Below are 20191 nucleotides of genomic sequence, written 5' to 3'. Positions count from 1 at the left end.
CTGAGTGTATTAGGTTGCTTGCAGCCCTATTTAACAAGCAATGCAGGTTCTTTTGCTGATGGCTCCAACAATTGGGTGTAAAGTTCGCTCAACTGAGTTGCGACACCATGCCAACTAAATTTACTTTCAACGCGCTTTCTGCCAGCTTTACCCAATTCGTCTCGCCACTCTGGATCTAAGAGAATTCGGTCAATGGCAGATGCAAAAGCACCTACATCTTGTGGTGGCGCTAATAAACCAGTTTCTTCATTAACTACAGTAAATTGAAGTCCGCCGACATCGCTAGCTACAACTGGTGTACTGCTTGCCATCGCTTCGATCGCAACCAGTCCAAAAGGTTCGTAGTGACTGGGAACAACGCAGACATCGGCAGCTGCATAATAAGTTGGTAAAATATCTTGACTGAGACGACCAGGAAAGATGGTTAAGTGACTAATTCCTAAGTCCTGGACAATTTGCTCAATGCGATCGCGCTCGATGCCGTCGCTGTTACCTGGAGTACTACCACCACCAATAATTAGCTGGAGATTATTAGAATCGCATAGCCCAGACTCATTTACCGCACGTACTAGGGTTTCTATACCTTTGCGTTGGTCAAAACGCCCTACATATAATACAACTTTGGCATCTTTGGCAATTTCCAGTTCCGCCCTGGCTGCTTCTCGCCCAATGGAACCAAAACGCTGAATATCTGTACCGCAGGGAATAATATCGATATTACCTTCAGTGGAAACTAGCGATCGCATGTGTTGCTGTTCTTGCGGACTTGTCGCCACAATTCGCTCTGCTGTTTCCAACACTTGTTTTTCCACAGCTAATCGTTGACTAGCAATCAGAGGAATATTTTCTATAGTGTTGTACTTGACTGCTCCTAATGAGTGGTACGTGTGAACCTGTTTACTCTCTTGGATTTTCTTTAACTCCATCCCCACCCAACTAGAGAGCCAGTAGTTAGTGTGAACTAACTGGTATGTAATCTCATTTTTTACTTGAAATTTGAGGAAATTATCCACAAATTCTGGCAGATATTCAAAAATCTCATCTCGCGGCACAAACTCAAGGGGCCCAGCTTTTAAACGAATAGTTCGACAATTATCGCTATGTTCAACAATCAAGTCTTGCTCCAGACTCACTTTGCGGGTAAACATATCAACTTGCCATCCCAGCTGCGCTAGTGCTTCACCCACTTGGCGCACATAAACATTTTGTCCCCCAGCTTCTTCTTTCCCTATTTCAATCGCCGGGTCTCCGTGGACGGAAATCAAGGCGATACGTTTTTCGGTGGTAGAGTTCATAGTTTGTGTGTTGCTGATTTTAACAAAGCTCTAAGCTATTTCAAGTTCGTGTTTAACACACTTACTTGAATTATTGAGAAACTTTGATTAATATTCATTTTAATTTAATATACCTAATATTTTTTTACATCTTCTGTCAGAAGTATAATTCCAGGTTAAGTATTTATATTTAATTTATTTAGACAGAGGAAAATATATACTTATATCTCATCCTTTAGGTAGATAAATTTTATATGTTTTTAATCTTTTTTTATACATATCTAACTATTCAGATAAATGTATTAACGTGAGTTTAACAAAATGACGCTATAAGTTAAGATTCACACTTACTATGCCAAAAAACTTTATCCCCTTATGGGTAGATTTTTGGATTTTCTTAGTATATACAAGCAAACAGACTAGCAAAAATATTGACCACCAAGTTAAGTATGCTTATTTTAAATGTATTAAACTTAACAAATACTTTTGACATAGCTAAATAGTTATATATGTTATATTTGCAACACAAAAATTGTCATGAAAGTTTACTGTGTTGCGTATAGATAAAACCCTATTAATTCTCCTTAGTCTTTGAGAACTAGGTATAATTTAAAACTAATAAAATTCTTGCTTTTTATGTTGATAATTAAACCAGTTAGCACAGTTAACTCACTACGTTGCACTAAAGTTGTATTAAGTAGTAAGAATAACTGTTAAATATTGATGCTAAATTGGGTAATTTGTTGAATTTGCTTCGGAAAGTTTCAGATTATATTTGCAATCATTAATAAATTTCAGGAGCAAATCTGGTGGTTACTTCAACCTTACTCGCTGCTGCAACTACACCCCTGCAATGGAGTCCAACAGTCGGACTGATTATCATTATTGCTAATATCATTGCCATTGCCTTTGGGAAATCGACCATCAAATATCCCAATGCAGAGCCAGCACTACCTTCATCTAATCTTTTTGGTGGTTTTGGTTTACCAGCCCTTTTAGCAACCACTGCCTTTGGTCATATCTTAGGAGTGGGTGCTGTTTTAGGGCTGCATAACCTGGGAAGAATTTAGTTTCTTGCCCAAGTTAGCCTTTATTTGATGATTCTTTTGTCTCCATGAGCCAGAGAGTTAATTCTCTGGCTCTTTTTTATAGATAAATTGTCTAATATTCGCTGGATTGCTCTTAAATTCTAGTGTGTATTTAACTCTTAATGAATGTCCACTCAAGTACTTTGATGGGGGCTTCTTGTAGCGCTTGAGTTAGTTGGGCACTGCTCTCAAATTTCACCTGGGAAAGGTCGCAGGCTTCGACGTTGACCGTGGATTTATCCTCTTGGAAGGGCCAGGGTTTGACAACAACCAAGTTATCACTGCGCTGCATGATGTAATAGCGATCGCCTTCAGGGCCCTTGCTAATTTCTAAAAACCGCTCATCATCAGGTAGTTCTTGCTGACATAAAATGAGAGAGAGGCGATCGCACCACTGCATAAACGCATAAGCTGCATCAACTTCCTCCTTTTTTATCCCCAGTTCCTTCCGCCAACGTTGCTGGTTTTGCAGTTGCTCATCCAAAAGTTTGTCTAGTTTGGAACTCTTACCCCGGCTTCCCTCATTTAGACGGCTGATGTGCATGGAAATTAATAGAGCTACTCATCGTCCACGGTAAAGTGCATTCTTTGCCAAATCAGCCAATTTCTGTACCCCAGCATTCACACATCGGCATTTGAGGACAGCATGAAGTCCTTTGGCGCACCAGCTTCAGTCAGAATATCTTCTTCCCACTCTTTCTCTAAATCATCATGATGAGAAATTGCAGTGATGGTTTCATACAATCTTACTGGCGCATCTTTACATCGCCATCGCCCCGCCAGTTGAGCTGCTAATAAAGCATGGGCACGATGGTAAATGACTTCCCAACCATTTGGCGTAGCGTTGACAATCACAAATTAATCTCCTGATTCTTAGTTTTGATTTTGAATTGAATGTGAATTCAGAAGCGTCAGGCTAGATATTGAAGAGGCGATCGCTCTGACTTTTTCAGTGTGACTTATGATTTACACCCATTTTAATTTGAGTGCAATATAGTCCATCCTTCATAACGCAGAGATATGTAGCTAATACTCCCAATTTCTCTAAGAAATCGGGAGTGGAGTATGGTTGTTCACTAACCTTCGGTCGAGGAAACAGGGAACAGTGAAGATTTTGGTTAGATGCGGACAGATCCGCATCAAAAGCTTTAGATCCCTAAAAATCCCTCTTTTTAAAGCTACGGTGTACACACAAGTCTTTAAAAGTTGCCGTACAAGCTGTTTGATCCCCCGATTCCCTTTTTAAGGGGCAAAAACCTCTCAAAATCCTCCTTTTTAAGGAGGATTTTGGAGGCTATACTACATTTTGGTTTTGTAGAGAGATGTGTGTACCCTGTAGCCTAAAAAAGGGGAGGGTTAGGGGGGATCAATAAGTACCCAAAATCACAGGCAAATACTTTTCAACAAACTTCTAAGAGTGGCTTTCTAGGGGATTAGCAATATATTTGAATGTTGGCTCAGAATTCCAAGGACCACGCTCATCTTGACCATTACCGTTTGTAGATAGATTGTAGTAAAGAGCAACAGTTTCATCTGGCTTAATATTACCAAAGAACGGATCTGTCAACTTACCCAGTGAATCCAGAGCTTTCATAAACATCTGGGTATGAGAAATTTCTCGTGTTAACAGATGGACTAAAGTTTCTTGGGTTCCTTTGTCAGTTGCCAACTTAATTAACTCTTCGTAAGTCTGACGAGCGCCTGCTTCTGCTGCAACGTTAGCCCTTAAATCACGGACTACATCTCCACCTTCATTCAAGTAACTTGCAGTCCAAGCATTACCTTGACTATCTAGAAAATGAGGCCCAATCCCGCGAACTGCAAAGAGAGTACTCTTATAAGCCTCTGTTTGATCCACATTTTTGGTATGAGCCTCAATCAGTTTACCAACCATTTCTAAATGGCTGAATTCCTCGATTGCAATGTCTTGGAGCATATCTTTAATTCCAGCGTTTTCAACATGGAATGATTGCACCCAATATTGCAATGCTGCACTAAGTTCTCCAGTAGCTCCGCCAAACTGCTCTAGAAGTAATTGAGCAAAACGAGGGTTTGGTTCACTAACGTTAACTGCATGAATAGGCTCTTTTTTGTGAAAAAACATAGATTTACACTTCCAAAAATTATGATGTTACAAAAAGGATTGAATGGTCTTTTAGGATTATTCCACAGAGAGCTAATTTGATGTTTGAGAGCTTCTCAACCTGGGAAACTATAAGACCAATAAAATACAGCGATCATGTCAGTGTTTATAACTGCCAATCAGCGATTAGGCATTGCTGCTTCTTCTGATTAATCCCCATAGATAAATAGCAACAATTGCGCCAAGCACAGCCACCAAAATACCAGGAAGAGTTAAACCAGCGCCAGCCGCAGTAATTTGCAGAGTCCCTGTTCGCAATAGGGTAAACAGACTTCCACCAACGAAAGCACCAATGATACCTAAAATCATTGTGGAGAGAATTCCACCACTTTGATAGCCAGGATAAATAGCTTTAGCAATCGCACCTGCCAAAAGTCCTAAAACTACCCAAGCAATAATACTCATAACTGCCTCAACAATCTCACTTATATCTAAGTTATCAACTCTGATTCAGAATTCTTTCTATCAGATGGGATAAATGCTAAATCCAAAAGTTAGACAAAAGAGTTTACATACAAATTAGATGGAAATTGCCATTTGACGTTTATAGCATGAAAATGCTCAACGATTTTTTGGCTGCAAAATAAATAATAAATTATTCAATCTCTAATATTCTTCTATTAAGCTTTACTAGTTAAATAATGAGGTTCTTGAGAATAACACATTTTTCGGTTTATTATAAACTCGGTAATCTAAATTTGATATATCTATCTGAAGATATAATTACATAATCTAACTTTTTAGAGATGTATGAAAAGTTTTTGTTTATCAAGTTTATTTAAAAATTAAATGTGATGGTGAAAAATTAGATCCCCAATTTCTTTAATAAATCGGGGATCTAAAGGCTACAAAATTTCACCAATGATGTACGACTGTTTTAAATAGCACGAGAGAATTTTGTCTCTCGCATTTTTGTGTGGGTATCAAATACAACAGCAATATTTCGGACTAGTAATCGACCGATGTCTGTAATCTGGATCTGATTTTTTGATAAACTGACCAGACCATCAGCTTCTAGTGGTTTTAATGCCTCTAGCTCCTCAGAGAAATATTCATCAAAGTTGATTTGATATTTGTTTTCAAAATCTTGTTTGTGTAGCTGAAAGTGAGACATAATACCCATGATTACATCCCTTCTGATAATATCATTTTGACTAAGCTTGACACCTTTGCTAACAGGTAAATTACCCAATGCAATTGTCTGATAGTAATCTTTTAATTCCTTGTGATTTTGAGCATAAGCATCTTCTAGCATACTGATGGATGTAGAACCAAAGCCAAACAATTCTGTCTCCGCGTGGGTAGTGTAGCCCTGAAAATTACGCTTGAGAGTGCCATTGCGTTGAGCGATCGCTAGTTCGTCATTAGTTTTCGCAAAATGATCCATCCCAATAAATAAATATTGGTTACTCGTCAATTCTTCAATAGTCATTTTCAGAATATCTAACTTTTCTTCGGCTGGTGGTAGCGCTTCTTGAGGAATATTTTTTTGCGTCGGTTTGAGCCAGGGAACATAGGCAAAGTTAAAGACAACAATTCGATCAGGATCTAATTCAATTGTCTTTTTCAGCGTTTCTTGAAATGTTTCGCGGGTTTGATAGGGTAAACCATAAATTAGGTCGACATTCACACTCTCAAACTTAGCTTCTTTAACCCAACTCATGACATCAAAGAGCATTTCTTCTGGCTGAACACGATTTACAGCTACTTGAACTTGGCTATTAAAATCCTGAATGCCGAAACTAATGCGGTTAAACCCAATCTCTCTCAGAAACAAAATGTAGTTTTTATCGATATAGCGAGGATTAATTTCAATTGAAATTTCTGCTTGTGGATCGATGTTGAAATAGCGATTAATGTTTTTCCATAAAAATTCTACTTGGTGATGATCCAAGTAATTAGGAGTACCGCCTCCCCAATGGATTTGCAGCACTTTTCTGTCTGGATCGATTAAAGCTGCGGTGTTTTTGATGTCTTGAACCAAAGACTCCACATAAGGTTTAGCAATATTCTTGTTGTTGGAAATTACTGTGTTGCAGCCGCAGAAGTAGCAAGCACTTTGGCAAAACGGGATGTGGAAATATAAACTCATAGGAGTTTGGCGTTGATTAGATGCTGCGATCGCGGACTTAAAATCAGTTTCAGTGAATGTTTCGCTTAACTCTGTAGCGGGCGGGTAACTGGTATATCTAGGTGCGCGAGTATCGTACTTTTGAATCAGATCCAGATCGAACTTGACACCAGGTAATAAAAAAACCATTGAGTTGCTTTCCAATGAATGTGTGAAGCGAAGGGGAATAGGGAGTGGGGAGCAGGGAGCAGGGGAAGCAGAGGGGGACAAGGAGGACAAGGGGGACAGGGAGGATAAGGGGAGAATTATTCAACAAGTCTCTCCTCTATCTTCCTCCTCTTCCTTGTCCCCCCTATCTCTTATCGATTCCCAATTCCCAATGACAAATGACCAATGACCAATGACAAACTTAATTAGCCGCACCTATTTCAGTGCTACCTGAATTCTGTGAACGAGTTAGACTATTAAACAGGACTTGGCCGAGTGCTTTAATTAGACTTCCCTCTAACTCTTGAGCCATCTGCAAATTAAACCCAAAGGCATTATTAGCTTCTGCAACAATCCGTTCTGCTGTTGCAGCATCAATAGGTAGGGCGTTTAATACCTGACGATACTTATCCTTAAATGCTTTTTTGTCAGGAATTTGCTCAAAATTGTAAAAGGAAGTGCCTTCATAGCCAGAAAGCTTTAGGGCTGACTGAGCAACTTTTTGTAGCATTTGACCCCCAGAAAGATCGCCCATGTAGCGAGTGTAGGCATGACCTAGCAATAAAGCCGGTTCACTAGCAGAAATTTCCCGAATGCGGTCAATATACTTTTGAGCAGCAGGTGAGGGTGTAATTTGCTCTCGCCAATTATCCCCATAATAGAACACCATGTCTTTTTCGAGCGAGGATTGGCGATTAAGTTCAGGAAAGTAAACCGCACTAATTACAGGATGCTTTACATTGCTATCTAACGCCGCTTCTAATTCGCTGTAGACGTAATACAAGTTACTTAAGAACTTGGCAAAGCAGTCTCTATCCACCACTCCTTGTAGAAAACATTTCATGAATCCCACATTTTCTGCTGATGTGTGGGCTTGTTGAGTTCCAGAACGCAGTTTGATGGCGAGATTGCTACTCATTGTTGCTTCCTTCATTTTCAAGCGCAAGGTTTCTGGACAGCCACCGACTTAGGATGCCTGCCAATTCCAGCTAAAAGATTGTTATTCTAGTTTTAGAGAGGATCTGCATCAGTCTATCCAGCAAGTACCACTGCCGATGTAAATCCAGGTATTTTTATTTCTCCTAAGATTATTTAACTATTAATTCATATATAACTATGAAAGATATTAGTATTTATTTATGTTTTTCTGATACTCATGTTCAGGCACATTTCAATTGAGTAGTAACAAAACTGATTTTGCAATAGGCATTTTAACTTTGCTGAAACGATGGGATTCTTTAATACCAAAGTCACTGAAGAGATGAATAACACAGCCGCACGAGCATTTTCCCTGATTTGGGATACAAATCATCCAGAGTTTTGCGACGATTAGAGCAGTGTTTTGATCTTAATTTGAGAATAAAAATTAGATCCCCGACTTATTTAAGAAGTCGGGGATCTAGACAACGCAAATTTTCACAACTCATTTAAGGATTGCTATACCAGAGATTAATAAGAGCGATCGCTCAATTCAACCCTTCAGTTTCTTGTGTTAAAGGTCGGTTATTAATAAGCGCCAGGTATACCTTCATACATGAGCGATCGTACCGAGTAATCAATATTAATATTTTCTTATCTCAAAAAGCCAAGCAATCTCATACTCCTGCAAATCTAATCACCACATGGGCAAGGCTAATCAAAAAATTCAACACTTTCTCTGCTTTAATTGCAGCATCAATATCTCGTTTGATATTTTGCAGATCGGTAATAATTTGGTCATGGTCTGGATGGATCAAAACTTGTGTGAACAGAGCTGCTGTAACTGTTCTTAGTGCATCCTGACATTGTTCGATAGCTTTAGAGAGGATATCTATAAGTTCCCAATTCTCTTCTTCTTCTGCTTCTAAAAGTGAAAATTGTAATCGAAAAAGGATGTTTCTTAGGCTTTTTTCTGCTTGTTGAAAAACTTGCGGTTCGATAGGTTTCCCAGGAGACAGATTTGCTATCGAATCAATACTATCAATAATCTTTTTGATCTGTTCTTTAATTGCGTTGAGGCTAGTTGGTGTAATCATTGTAAATTATCTCTTTATGATGAACATTCGAGAGGTTGAGAATCAGAAGTTGCAGGAAGGAGATTCTGTCTTTGTTTGTTTAACATATCATTCAGAATAGGATCTTCTTGAATTGCTGTTTGAATCTCTTTAACTCTTACATTTACAGCAGTAATGTCCGATCCAAAACTAGAGGCAATTCCTAAAATTGTGGTAATTTTTGCAACAACTTCATCAAAGCTGACATCGTTGTATTTTTCGATGAGTTTGGAAAGCTTTGTTCCTGTATCAGCTGTCAGCAAAAGTTTAGCTGTAGCTTGGCAAATCATTGTTTTATCTTCTGCATTTATGCTGAGTAGCTCATCTAGAAGTTGCTCACCCTGATTGAATATTTGTGTTTTATCTGCCTCAGAAGTCGCATTCTGGAATTGCGTTCTGAGCTTGCTAAACCGAAAAAGAATCACAACTCGGTCTGGGTTTTTCGGTGAGGGTGGATCTTGAGCAATCAGTTCAGCTAGAAGTAGCATTTTGACAGTTAATCGCCTAGAAGGTTCAGCCGCTCTAGTAACCGCATCGGCTTCAGTGCCTAATAATCCTGCTTGTTCAATGTTGTTAAAAGTCTCGCCTGCTACGATATATTCTTGCTTGAGATCGTTGAGAACGTTATTAACAGGATTTGGCCTGGTATTTGTCTGAAGTTGATTTTCAATTATATTCGATATTTGGTCTATGTCTGCAAAGTCTATATTGCGATCGCTTAAGAGTCTTTTTAGCAGTCTTCGCCGCAGTTCAACAGTTGAGCGCGGTAGAGGATTGAGTTGATAGATCGTTTTGACAGATTCAATTGCATCACTTGCCTGAGTTTTAAAATTCAGTGCCGTTAGTTTCAGTACCGCCCTCCTCTCTGGACTACAACCGCTTAAAGCGATACTCATTATCAAAAAAAGCAGAAAACTTTTTAATTGAACTGGATTTTTCATCAAGTAGTCCTAGAGAGTGTTATAAAATTAAAAGTTACTCCAAAAACATTAACCGAAAAGTATTGCGATGGCTACGCTTACCGCAGGCATCGCACTTTAATTTTTTAATGACAACAATCTATCTCCTAATCCATTGAATGCTGCCACCTTTTTTATCAGTGACGGTGAAATCTAGATCAACATCTTTAATCGTGGTAGAAGCAAACTTCAAATCAATCTCAAAAGCTGGGTTGTTACCTAATCCAATTTTGTCAATCAATTTGACATTTTTAAGCTTACTAAGTTGAGCCGAACTCAAGTTTAAAGGCTGAAAGAGTTGATAACCACGATCTCCAGGTCTGGGAGTCGGAGGATCGGCTTGTGACGCGGCGTGCCAGTAATGTTTAAATTTTGTACCTGAAAACAATTGCTCGGCATTCAATCCATTTTTTGAGCCTACATATACACCAGGCACATATCTAACATTGTTCACCTCATGAAACCACTGATTACAGAAGTCTTGAATATCATTTGCAGGTGAAGCAGAATCGACTTCTTCCAAATCTAAGAAAAGATTCATTCCAGAGGGAAACCCACAATTAGAGGCATAAATTGCAGCGTTTTTACCATATTGCATCCCTTTTGTACCTGTTGCATCCCAACCTGCTCTGCTAACGTGTTGCACAAGAAATAGTGCAAGGCCCGAATCTAAAATATCATTTGCCTCTTCAAAAGTAATGTCACCAAGACTAGCAGGTTGATTAACCTTGGGTTCTAATCTTGGAACGTAGCGGATACAGAATGAAAAACCCGATTGAAATGCTTGTTTGGCTTGGTCAAAACTGATTGGGTGGCTGACATCAAAACCAAGTGCACCATCTGGTGCAGATTCAATTACAACATTGTCTAACTTTAGCAACTGCATATTTTCTACCTCAAAATTAAAGTGATTAAGAAGGAGATTTGTGTTTCTTATTAGAGTAAGTTGAAACTAAAATAAACTAGGGATTCTAAAGTCCAAGTGCTTTTCTAGTTGTATCACCAACAATGCCATCAACAGGGTCTAAATCTTGTTGATCTTGAAATTTAACAACAGCTTGAGATGTTGCCTGTCCAAAAAAGCTATCTGCACCATTTTTACCCAAATCAAAACCCTTTGTAAGTAATTTTTCCTGAACTAACTTAACATCATTTCCCTCCATCAAAGGAGTAGTCAAGAATAGCAATCTAGGAGTATTTACTGCTCTGATTCCAGGCTGAGTTAATCCGGTTAGTTCTGATTGGATAATGGGAAATTTGTCTTTCCAAAGATTAGGATTGCGAAGATTTAAGCCATCATCAATATGCACTGGATCGCCAAAATCTCCCCCCCAACGTAAAACAGGGTGGTTACGAATAGCCGTAATAAATGCTTTAATCGCTGGAGGTAGCGAATTAAAATCTCCAAGTTCATGACTAGTATATAGTTTCCCTCCTATTTGGATATTCATGTCAATAGCATGACCAATTAAGTGATTAGACATTTTGGCAGGAGAAACGATTGCTCCCCCAACAGGAAGACCCCAGGGACGAGCTGAACTAGTAATAAAAATCTTTAATCCGTTGGTAGCTGCAAAGTCATTAATTTTTTCGAGATGAGGGATAAATTCGATATCTGCTAAGACAAGCTTATTGATAAATTGAGAACCGATAAAGGTTTTGAGTTCAGTTGCCATAATGAAAATTCTCCAGAGAATTAAATATTGATTGTTTTTTTATCAGCGATCGCGTGACAGTCACGATAAGATAGGCGATGCCTGCGACGGGCGTAGCGATCGCACTAAAACTCAGTTAAGGTGGATTAGCGACAAGCTAGTGAAATAAGATTATTATTCGAGCTTGCGGAATTTTTACCGCCAACACCAGTAAAGTTTGCAATTTTAAGAAAAAAGTTAAGGATTTAGCACTAGCAAATCCCCAAAGCATTTCCCCATCTGGGTTCCAGTTAACGAAAATTTAAGTGCTTTACAACCATTGATTAACGTCGTTCTTAACTTTGGAAAAAACCCCAAGTTAAGAACTATGCTTCTGTTTACCTTTTCCTGAGCAAAATCCAACTCCAAGGCGTATTCAGAATAAACTTTTTGAAATTACATCCTTAAGATTTGTAACTATACTGCATAAATTTGGAAACGGCATAAGTAATAACAGTATTCACCTACCCTAATAGGTAAATTTTTAGTACATTTTTATATTTTTTTGATTAAAAATGCAATTACAATCGAAAAATCATCTACGAAGGCGGGGTGCGACTCTGACGGCTCAAGCCTCAAGGAAACTCAATCAGGCAAAAGCTCAGTTAGAAATTGAGCAAAACTTTAAACGATACACTCTCGAAGACCTCAGTGAGAAAACAGGTTTAACCCCCAATACCCTCAGTAAGGTCTTTAATGGCTCAGTAGGAGTCGATAAACGAACCTTAGAGCGCTGCTTCCATGCCTTTAATATGACATTGTTAAAGGACGATTATTTTTATCTGGAGCCTCATCAAGACAGTCTTGCCGAGATTGGCTCAATGTCCCCGGCTGAAGCCTGCGATCGCATCGAACCAGTATGCGATTCTCGCAGCAATGTAGGGCAAACCCACAAAATGGAACGAACGCCAGACAATTTCTACCCTCATCTCCTAACTACACCAGGAGGGCAGATGCCCCTGGATTCAGTCTTCTACATTGACCGTCCTATTCTCGAATCCCTCTGTTACGAAGCCATTCAGCAATCCGGTGCATTGATCAACATCCGCGCGCCCAAGCAAATGGGCAAAACCTCCCTAATGACTCGCATCCTGGCTTATGCTAACTCCCAGGGTCATTGCGCCGTTTCCGTGAACTTGCAACTTGCTAACGACGAGATTTTACAGAACCTAGAACGCTTCTTAAAATGGTTCTGTGCCAGAGTCAGTAAGCAGTTAGACTTGCCAAATGAAATTGCTAGTTTTTGGCATAACTCTTTGGGCAGCAAATCAAATGCCACTGATTATTTCCAGGATGTAATCTTACCCAACCTCGATCGCGGAGTCTCTTCAGGAGAGAATCGCCCCCTAGTCATTGCGATCAATGAACTCAACCAGCTTTTTGTCTACCCCGATGTTGCTCGTGAATTTCTCCTACTTTTACGAACATGGTCTGAGCAAGGCAAAGAAGCCGATGCAGACATTAATCCTTGGCACAAGCTGCGATTGGTGACGGTTGATTCTACTGAAATTCTGATGCCTCCCTCCATCGATCCCTCTCTCTTGAATACTGGGCTGGTTATTGAGTTACCTGAGTTTACTCCTGCTCAAGTGCAGGATCTAGCATATAGGTGCGAACAGGAGATAAGCTCGTCACAAACCCAGCGCCTGATCGCTCTGTTGGGGGGACATCCTTATCGGTTGCAGTTAGCATTTTATTATCTACAGCAGCAGACAATAACCCTAGAAGAACTCTTAGAAAATTCTGCGATCGCTGCCGCCATCTATGCAGACCACCTAGAACAGCAATGGTGGAACCTGCAACGTTATCCCGATTTATTGCCATCGTTTATAGAAATCGTCAGACAGTCAAGCCCTGTAGATTGTGAGGCTGTGCAAGGCTCCCAGTTGCACAAAATGGGGTTAGTGCATCTGCACGAGCTGAAGGCAAGTCTCGCCTGCGAGTTATTTCGTCCCTTTTTCTGCGATCGCCTGCTGCAAATCAACAGTTAGAGGTGCTAAGAACAGGCACACAAATTTTAAGTGGGACGTTGAAGGGAAAATTTAACTTAATCTTATCCTTTCGTTGATTTGTTCTTAGTTGTACAAAGACTTTTAATACAATATAGTCTATTTGACTAAGTATAAAATCTTCTATAAAAATCCGATTTTATCGTAAAAAACCTTTGCTGCTCATAGCTTTGGTTAGTTTTTATCATGGCTTCAGTATACTTGACAATATCCATACCAGATTCTTAATAATTCTATGTGATATTGTCAAAGTAGATTTAAATATTTCAGCCTGACTGTTTGGTATCGTACTCACGAAAACAGGATAAATTCTATGTATCGATTCCAGATCAGTGCATACACGCAAACAGGTGAATTCATCGGTCTGGTCGGTTCTACTCCAGAGTTGGGACTGTGGGACATTAAAAAATGTATCCATCTGCGTACAAGTGGCGATCGCTATCCTCTATGGTGGACGGATATTGAAATTCAAGAATCAGGCAGTCAACAGAGAGTTGAATATAAGTACGTCCGCCTCGATGTCAACGGCAATGCTCAATGGGAGAGCTTACTAGATACAAACCGATGGATACCGATTGATTCTAAGGATCATTCCAGCACAATTATTGTGGATGATGGTGCATTCGGTTATTTACAGCCTTACCCCTTTGGATACATTGAGAAATCAACTGTCAAGATGCCCGTGCAAGAAAGGGCTGAGAGACTCAAAATTGTGGTCATTGGCAGTTCCGTCGCATTAGGTCATAAAGCCTGGTTTTTGAAAGGTTGGGTCTGGTTGTTAACAAAGGCTTTAGAGCAAAAATATGGGCATCAATTGGTAAATGTGTCGGAAGTGGGGGCAAATGTCAGCAGAACGATCGCTCGATTTGGCTCAGTTGTCACCCTACAACAACCGGATATCGTAATTATTGCTCTTTCTCTGGGCAACGAAGGGTTAGCCTACTGTCCCCCTCACGAACGGCGGGCAGTACAACGTCGGTTTGAAAGTGGCTTGCAGCAGTTGGTGAAAATGACGCGGGACATCGGCGCAATTCCGATTCTGGGAGGAGTCTATCCTAATGGCGACTATTCTCAAGAACATTACTGGCTGCTCCGAGACACACATAAGCGGATGCTAAGTTGGGACGTAACCGTACTAGATTGGTTCGCAGCCGTGGATGATGGACAAGGACGATGGAAAGCGGGGACATCCTTCGATCCGGCTCACCCGAACACGGTCGGTCATAGCCTTATGTATGAGCAGATCGACCAGCACCTATTCGACATCGACAAAGACGAATTGGCAAAAGAAAAACAGCGTTTCCAGCAACCGAATGAGTTTCGCGTCTACTTTGACAATGCTGGCTTTCATATCTCTGTGTGTATCGAAGAGAAGCGTTTACGGATCGTTAATTCATCACAATACAGTTACACGATCGTTCCCTATTGGCAAGAATTGCAAACTGCATTACAAAGTCGGGCAGGATTGATACCAGGTATTTACATTGCAAAGTCTGTTAAACCAGGGACGCTCCCCTTCTTTGCCGTGCAAGAAGATGGTGCGATCGCCACCACAGTAAATATCCCCCCTGGCGCAGACTTAGAATATAGCGCTGCCTTCAATCTTTTTTTGCCAAACAACTCACAGGTTTTGTTCTATGACGGGCATCTGGGAATTTTGCAAGCAGACGAACGCCACCTCTGGATAATCAACGAATCAGATAACGAGTACAATATTCAACCGATGTGGACAGAAATTTGCAACGCACTTAAAGCCATGCCATCGGGTGTTTATGAAGATCAGCTTCATCCTGACATTCCCTTTCGTACTATGATGATTGGCAAAGATGGGTTAGAAAGTCGGGTGAAAGCACCACCTAAGTCTGCGGTGTTTTTCCAATACAAATGTCAGTTATCGGATGTCAGCCGTGTGGCAATTCTTCCCCTTGGCGATCGCTGTGCCGTCCGTATGATGCTATATAAGATGGAGTACGATGGCCCCGCTTTTCCGTTCGATCTAACGCGCGCGACTAATATTGCAGATGTTGCGGATGCGATCGAAAACGGTTTTTATGATATGTGGAATCCTGCTTTTTTGCACTACAGCCCGTATGCAGGGAGGATTTACCATAGTAAGTGGTCAGGTTTATCCTTTGCCCATGAAGTTGAGGAGGCAGATGATCCGATAAACGATATGTCTCCCGTCCATGAACGGATGCGCGTTCGATATACGGCACGTTCTGAAAGATTTTGGTACGCATTGCAGCACTGCGACAAAGTGCTTTTCGTCCGTACAGGAATTAGCGATCGCGGTGGTGTGATAGATTTAGTCAACAAGCTGCAAAAACAATGCCAGGGGAAGCCATTTCATCTCTTGCTTCTTTCTCCCCAAAGCGATGATGAGTTTTTAGACCTTCCCAATGTGTTGCACTACAATGTCGAATTTAATCCTGATCGGATGTATGACGATTTGGGTCATTGGATGTATTGCACAGAGGTGATGCGAGGAATTTTGGAATCCCTTGGGGTGTCTAGTAAAAATCTCTTTTGGTGTCCGCCGAAAATACCGAAGGGGTGAAAAACTAGGTAGAAGCGTTCGCATTTGCTATTTCAGCGTTCGATTTGTTACTTCGGCGTTCGCATTTGTTGATTCGGCGAACTCATTTGTTGATTCGGCGAACTCATTTGTTACTTCGGCGAACTCATTTGTTACTTCGGCGAACTCATTTGTTGATTTAGCGTTCGCATTTGCTACTTCGGCGAACTCATTTGCTATTTCGACGTTCGCATTTGTTACTTCGGCGAACTCATTTGCTATTTCGGCGACTGGGTTGTTTGAGTTTTTCAACTTACCGTGAGTTGGTCATAACGCAATACAGTTCAGTTAGCGTCAAAAACCATAAACTGCGTAGGTTGGGTTTAACTCTGTTCCACCCAACCTTGTATCTTAGAAAGAGTAGTAGACCGTCCCAACCTTGGTCAAGAAAGACCACTTTGTAGCATGGGTCACTACAATAATCTACAATGTGGAGTTTAATCCCGATCGGATGTATGGCGATTTGGGGCATTGGATGTATGTATTGCACAGAAGTCATGCGAGGAATTCTGGAATCCCTTGGGGTGTTTAGTAAAAACCTCTTTTGGTGTCCACCTAAAATACCAAAGACTACTTCAAAAGGGTGGGAAAAAGCGATCACTCTTAGATTACTCAAGCCCTCCCACTTAATGCGGACTAGCAAGCAAGAGGCGAATATAATATCGGTGTTTGGTTTTATTATCCTAATCTACCGATCATTTAGTTAATACTGAGGCAAGATGAGCAGGACGAGACAAGTGTGGGCAATGTCCTCCAGGCAGTTCTATGGCATCAACTCCCAAACGCTTACGTGCAGCATAGTGTGACCATGCAGGAGAGATTATCAGGTCATCAGTACAAAAAATATATTTATACTCTACATTTGGTAGAGTATTCAAGGAATTAACCTCATAAATATATGCCATTGATTGCTGCAAACGTCCTTTTGAGAGTGCCCAGCGCATTACATCTGGCTGACAATCTTGATAAAAAAATTCCATCAATACTGCTTCATCTGAAAAGTTTTTCCCAGCAGAAACAGGATTAAACATATAAGGTTCATCATCAAATTGTTCAAGTTGATGTGACTCTTTTGGTTCGTAATTTAATGTTTTGAGGCTATCAGAATCGAGATGATGAGAAAATTGCTCAAGTGTACTAGTTCCTGGGTATGGAATCAGCGCAGTCAGGAATACCAGTTGACGTACTTGACGCACTTCTGCAACCAGGGGAATAACAGTACCAGCCATTGAGTGACCAACCAGTACAATATCATCATCAGTTTTTGGAAGCGCTTGCAATACTACATCTGCAAATTGCGATAAACTTGCAGATTCATCTTCAATTGGTAAATCCATTGCTACTGTTTTATGACCTTGCGCTTCTAAATAAGGAATTAACAAATCCCAACACCAAGCGCCTTGAAAAGCACCATGAACTAGACAAAAAAGACTCATAGCTATATTTAAGTTTTTTAAATTGTGCTTATCTTCTACCTCACGTATTGCAGTATTGTCAACAAGTTTCGCGGCTAGCTTTGACAACAGGGGCATCGCTATTATTTAAATAGCCTAACCACCGTCGGCTTAATCACTTTCCCCATAGCGTTGCGCGGTAATTCTTCAACTATCAAAATTTGGGTTGGCACTTTATAAACAGCCAATCGCTCTTTTGCCCAACTTCTGAAAGATTCTAATGTCAAAGGTTGTAACCCTTGCAATACTAATGCAGCACAAACCCGTTCGCCCCACTCTATATCTGCAACCCCAACCACTGCACATTCTTGAATATCTGGATGTGATCGCAATACTTCTTCAATTTCCAAAGCTGAAACTTTATACCCTCCGGTTTTGATAATATCCACACTCATCCGTCCCAGAATGCGGTAGCTACCGTTCTCAATGACGGCGGTATCTCCAGTACAGAACCAGCCATCTTGGAAGGCTTTGACGGTTGCTTCGGGGTTTTGCCAATATTCGAGAAACACTCCGGGCCCTTTAACTTGGATCTCTCCTGGTGTTCCGGCTGAGACTAATCCGTTCTCATCTACTAATCTGACTTCAACTTCAGGCAGAGGCTTTCCTACATATCCAGCCAACCGTTCACCGTGTAAAGGGTTGGATAGCGCCATACCGATTTCAGTCATCCCATACCGCTCAAGCAAAAAATGACCGCTGATACTCTGCCACTTTTCTAAAACTTGAACTGGTAATGCTGCCGAGCCAGAAACCATCAGGCGCATTTTAGCACAGCCTTCTGACATCTTTTTTTGGCGTTCCCTAGAGGCATTTTCCCAAGCGGTAATGAGCTTTACATAAATTGTTGGTACTGCCATAAATAGGGTTAAGTTACCGTCACAAATTCGCCTCCAAACAGTTTCGGTATCAAACTTGCTCAACATCTGACACTCTGCGCCAGCCCATAAAGCACAAGTCAGTACGTTAATAATTCCATGAATATGATGTAGTGGCAGTATATGTAAAATGCGATCGCTATATGTCCATTCCCAAGCGGTGATTAAGCTAGTCACTTGCGCTTGAATATTTTGATGAGTAGTAACTACACCCTTCGGTTTACCTGTAGTACCGCTAGTGTAGAGAATTAAGGCGCGTCTTGTGATATCTACCCCTGGGAGACGAGCAATATTAGATGGAAGCGTTTCTGAGGTGAGGATAAATCGCAAATTGTGTTCTTCGGCGAGCGATTGCAGTGTACCCTCAAAATTAGGATGAGCAACAATAATTGATGCTCCAGAATTAGTAATTACATACTCCAATTCTGGGCGGGGATGGGAAACACACAGAGGTACAGCTATGCCACCAGCACGCCAAATTCCCCATTGAGTGGCTACATATTCAAATCCAGGTGGGATGAGGAAGGCGACTCGCTCCTCTTGTAAATCTTCTTTATTCTGAAGAAGATTTGTTGCTATTTGACTGGAAGTGTAGAGTAAATCTCGATATGTAAACGAGCCATCCGTTGTAGTAATGGCTATTTTATCGCTGTGTTCTTCAGCACGAATAATCAATGGGAGATTCACGTTTATTTACCGATTTAGGGTTAATGCAGTCTACTTACAGAAAGCATATAGCAATGCCAAACAAGATGTAAATTTTACTATCCCCTATTCCCTTCCTCTACAAATGATTCAGAAATAAAATCGCATTGCTATGGATGCTACAACCAACGTTGTTTTTTAGCATAAGCAATACTAATAATTACAATTAATAGCATTACGCTGATTACAGCAGGATAAGCCCAAGGTTGATCTAATTCCGGCATATATTTGAAGTTCATACCATAGAAACCAGACATGAACGTAATTGGTAAGAATACGGTCGAAAGGATAGTCAGGCGATTAATTCGTTCACCAGTTTTGCTAGCAATATTATCGCGTTGGATTTCCATTAATTCTGACATCCAGGCTCTCAAAGCTTGATATTCTTGCCATAATTTATCAACTTGATGAACCAACTCTTCTTTGAATAGTTCTTTCACTGGCTGGGTGATCCATTGAAAATCATCGTAATCCATAATAGCCATAAGTGACTTAATACTTTGAAAATTACGCCGTCCTGAACGAGTAGATTGCCTCATAATGGCAATTCTTTGGTACGTTGATTCATCACCAGAATCATCTAAGACTTCATCTTCTAAATCATCAAGTTTTCTAGAAATATACTCAAAGACAATATGATAATTATTCAAAATCTCTTTAAAAATGAGATAAAAAAGATAGTCAATTCCCCACTTTTTAATATCTATAGGGTGCTTTTGTAAATTATTAGTTAAAATGTTTAAAACTTTTAGTTCAGTGATTTCAAACGTAATTATAAAATTATTTCCAACTACAATATTGCCACGTGCAACCTCAAATTCATGATTTTTGATTTGAGCAGTTAGAATTTCATAGCTGTCAAATAAACAATCTTCTACGTCTTCATCAATTCCTAAAGGGGAATGGTTGAAAATCATGTTAACACGAGATGGATTGAGTTCAAAATGTTTGATAATTTTAGCCGTTCCAGTGCGATCGCGAAACTGAACACAGCGCAACCAAATATTCTGAGAAGCATCAATTCTTTTCAGTACCGTATCGACATCCCTGTGAGTGAATATTTCCAGGTTATCTGGATAAAAAGTGAGGAGAATTAGCATA

The 20191-nt window shown here is 40.3% G+C and carries 16 protein-coding genes and 1 pseudogene; 3 read left to right on the top strand and 14 right to left on the bottom strand.

The genetic code is table 11. The annotated features are described in order from the left end of the window. Window positions 1-26: 26 nt before the first annotated feature. Complete coding sequence (locus FBB35_RS32470; RefSeq protein WP_174713165.1) at window positions 27-1295, bottom strand: glycosyltransferase family 1 protein; 1269 nt, start codon at window positions 1293-1295, stop codon at window positions 27-29. Between the two features lie 788 nt (window positions 1296-2083). Between FBB35_RS32470 and psaK the strand changes: the two genes are divergently transcribed. After that, window positions 2084-2344 (top strand): photosystem I reaction center subunit PsaK, encoded by a 261-nt coding sequence (gene psaK / locus FBB35_RS32465; RefSeq protein WP_174713162.1) that lies wholly within the window; start codon window positions 2084-2086, stop codon window positions 2342-2344. Window positions 2345-2474: 130 nt separating this feature from the next. Here psaK and FBB35_RS35285 read toward each other — a convergent pair. From FBB35_RS35285 to FBB35_RS32420, 9 genes and pseudogenes are all read right to left on the bottom strand, one after another. Next, window positions 2475-3217, bottom strand: a pseudogene (locus tag FBB35_RS35285) (DUF3891 family protein). Between the two features lie 556 nt (window positions 3218-3773). After that, window positions 3774-4466 carry a manganese catalase family protein gene (locus FBB35_RS32455; RefSeq protein WP_012410902.1) on the bottom strand — a complete coding sequence of 231 codons (693 nt, stop codon included), beginning with the start codon at window positions 4464-4466 and terminating at the stop codon, window positions 3774-3776. 165 nt (window positions 4467-4631) lie between these two features. Next, entirely contained in the window at window positions 4632-4910 is a 279-nt protein-coding gene (locus FBB35_RS32450) for a GlsB/YeaQ/YmgE family stress response membrane protein (protein WP_174713159.1), read from the bottom strand. Between the two features lie 472 nt (window positions 4911-5382). Next, window positions 5383-6765 carry an oxygen-independent coproporphyrinogen III oxidase gene (hemN, locus tag FBB35_RS32445; protein WP_174713156.1) on the bottom strand — a complete coding sequence of 461 codons (1383 nt, stop codon included), beginning with the start codon at window positions 6763-6765 and terminating at the stop codon, window positions 5383-5385. Window positions 6766-6985: 220 nt separating this feature from the next. After that, window positions 6986-7702 carry a heme oxygenase (biliverdin-producing) gene (locus FBB35_RS32440; protein WP_174713153.1) on the bottom strand — a complete coding sequence of 239 codons (717 nt, stop codon included), beginning with the start codon at window positions 7700-7702 and terminating at the stop codon, window positions 6986-6988. A 676-nt stretch (window positions 7703-8378) separates the two neighbouring features. Beyond that, on the bottom strand, window positions 8379-8798 hold the full coding sequence (locus FBB35_RS32435) for a hypothetical protein (protein WP_174713150.1): 420 nt from the start codon (window positions 8796-8798) through the stop codon (window positions 8379-8381). A gap of 14 nt (window positions 8799-8812) precedes the next feature. Continuing rightward, on the bottom strand, window positions 8813-9712 hold the full coding sequence (locus FBB35_RS32430; RefSeq protein ID WP_254625758.1) for a hypothetical protein: 900 nt from the start codon (window positions 9710-9712) through the stop codon (window positions 8813-8815). Between the two features lie 163 nt (window positions 9713-9875). Then, complete coding sequence (locus tag FBB35_RS32425) at window positions 9876-10661, bottom strand: DUF1906 domain-containing protein (protein ID WP_174713144.1); 786 nt, start codon at window positions 10659-10661, stop codon at window positions 9876-9878. An 85-nt stretch (window positions 10662-10746) separates the two neighbouring features. After that, window positions 10747-11451, bottom strand: coding sequence for a peptidoglycan-binding protein (locus tag FBB35_RS32420; protein ID WP_174713141.1), 705 nt, complete (start codon window positions 11449-11451; stop codon window positions 10747-10749). A 533-nt stretch (window positions 11452-11984) separates the two neighbouring features. On the opposite strand from FBB35_RS32420, the gene FBB35_RS32415 reads away from it, so the two are divergent. Next, the gene (locus FBB35_RS32415) at window positions 11985-13460 is read left to right on the top strand and encodes an AAA-like domain-containing protein (RefSeq protein WP_174713138.1); all 1476 of its coding nucleotides are present in this window, start codon (window positions 11985-11987) and stop codon (window positions 13458-13460) included. 331 nt (window positions 13461-13791) lie between these two features. Beyond that, window positions 13792-16035 (top strand): DUF1796 family putative cysteine peptidase, encoded by a 2244-nt coding sequence (locus tag FBB35_RS32410; RefSeq protein WP_174713136.1) that lies wholly within the window; start codon window positions 13792-13794, stop codon window positions 16033-16035. Window positions 16036-16062: 27 nt separating this feature from the next. Here the strand turns inward: FBB35_RS32410 and FBB35_RS32405 are convergent, their stop codons facing one another. The 4 genes from FBB35_RS32405 to FBB35_RS32390 form a co-directional block, all read right to left on the bottom strand. Next, window positions 16063-16305 carry a hypothetical protein gene (locus tag FBB35_RS32405; protein ID WP_174713133.1) on the bottom strand — a complete coding sequence of 81 codons (243 nt, stop codon included), beginning with the start codon at window positions 16303-16305 and terminating at the stop codon, window positions 16063-16065. Between the two features lie 443 nt (window positions 16306-16748). Then, window positions 16749-17585: an alpha/beta fold hydrolase gene (locus tag FBB35_RS32400; protein WP_254625757.1), complete on the bottom strand. Its 837-nt coding sequence runs from the start codon at window positions 17583-17585 to the stop codon at window positions 16749-16751. Window positions 17586-17590: 5 nt separating this feature from the next. Further along, a complete protein-coding gene (locus FBB35_RS32395; protein ID WP_174713130.1) occupies window positions 17591-19072 on the bottom strand; it encodes an acyl-CoA synthetase in 1482 nt (493 codons plus the stop codon). 137 nt (window positions 19073-19209) lie between these two features. Further along, a complete protein-coding gene (locus FBB35_RS32390) occupies window positions 19210-20190 on the bottom strand; it encodes a magnesium transporter CorA family protein (protein WP_174713127.1) in 981 nt (326 codons plus the stop codon). Window position 20191 lies beyond the last annotated feature (1 nt).

The sequence above is a fragment of the Nostoc sp. TCL240-02 genome, assembly GCF_013343235.1.
Lineage (GTDB): Bacteria > Cyanobacteriota > Cyanobacteriia > Cyanobacteriales > Nostocaceae > Nostoc.
The sequence above is the reverse complement of the archived record's forward strand: the minus strand, read 5'-3'. Positions and strand labels throughout refer to the sequence as shown.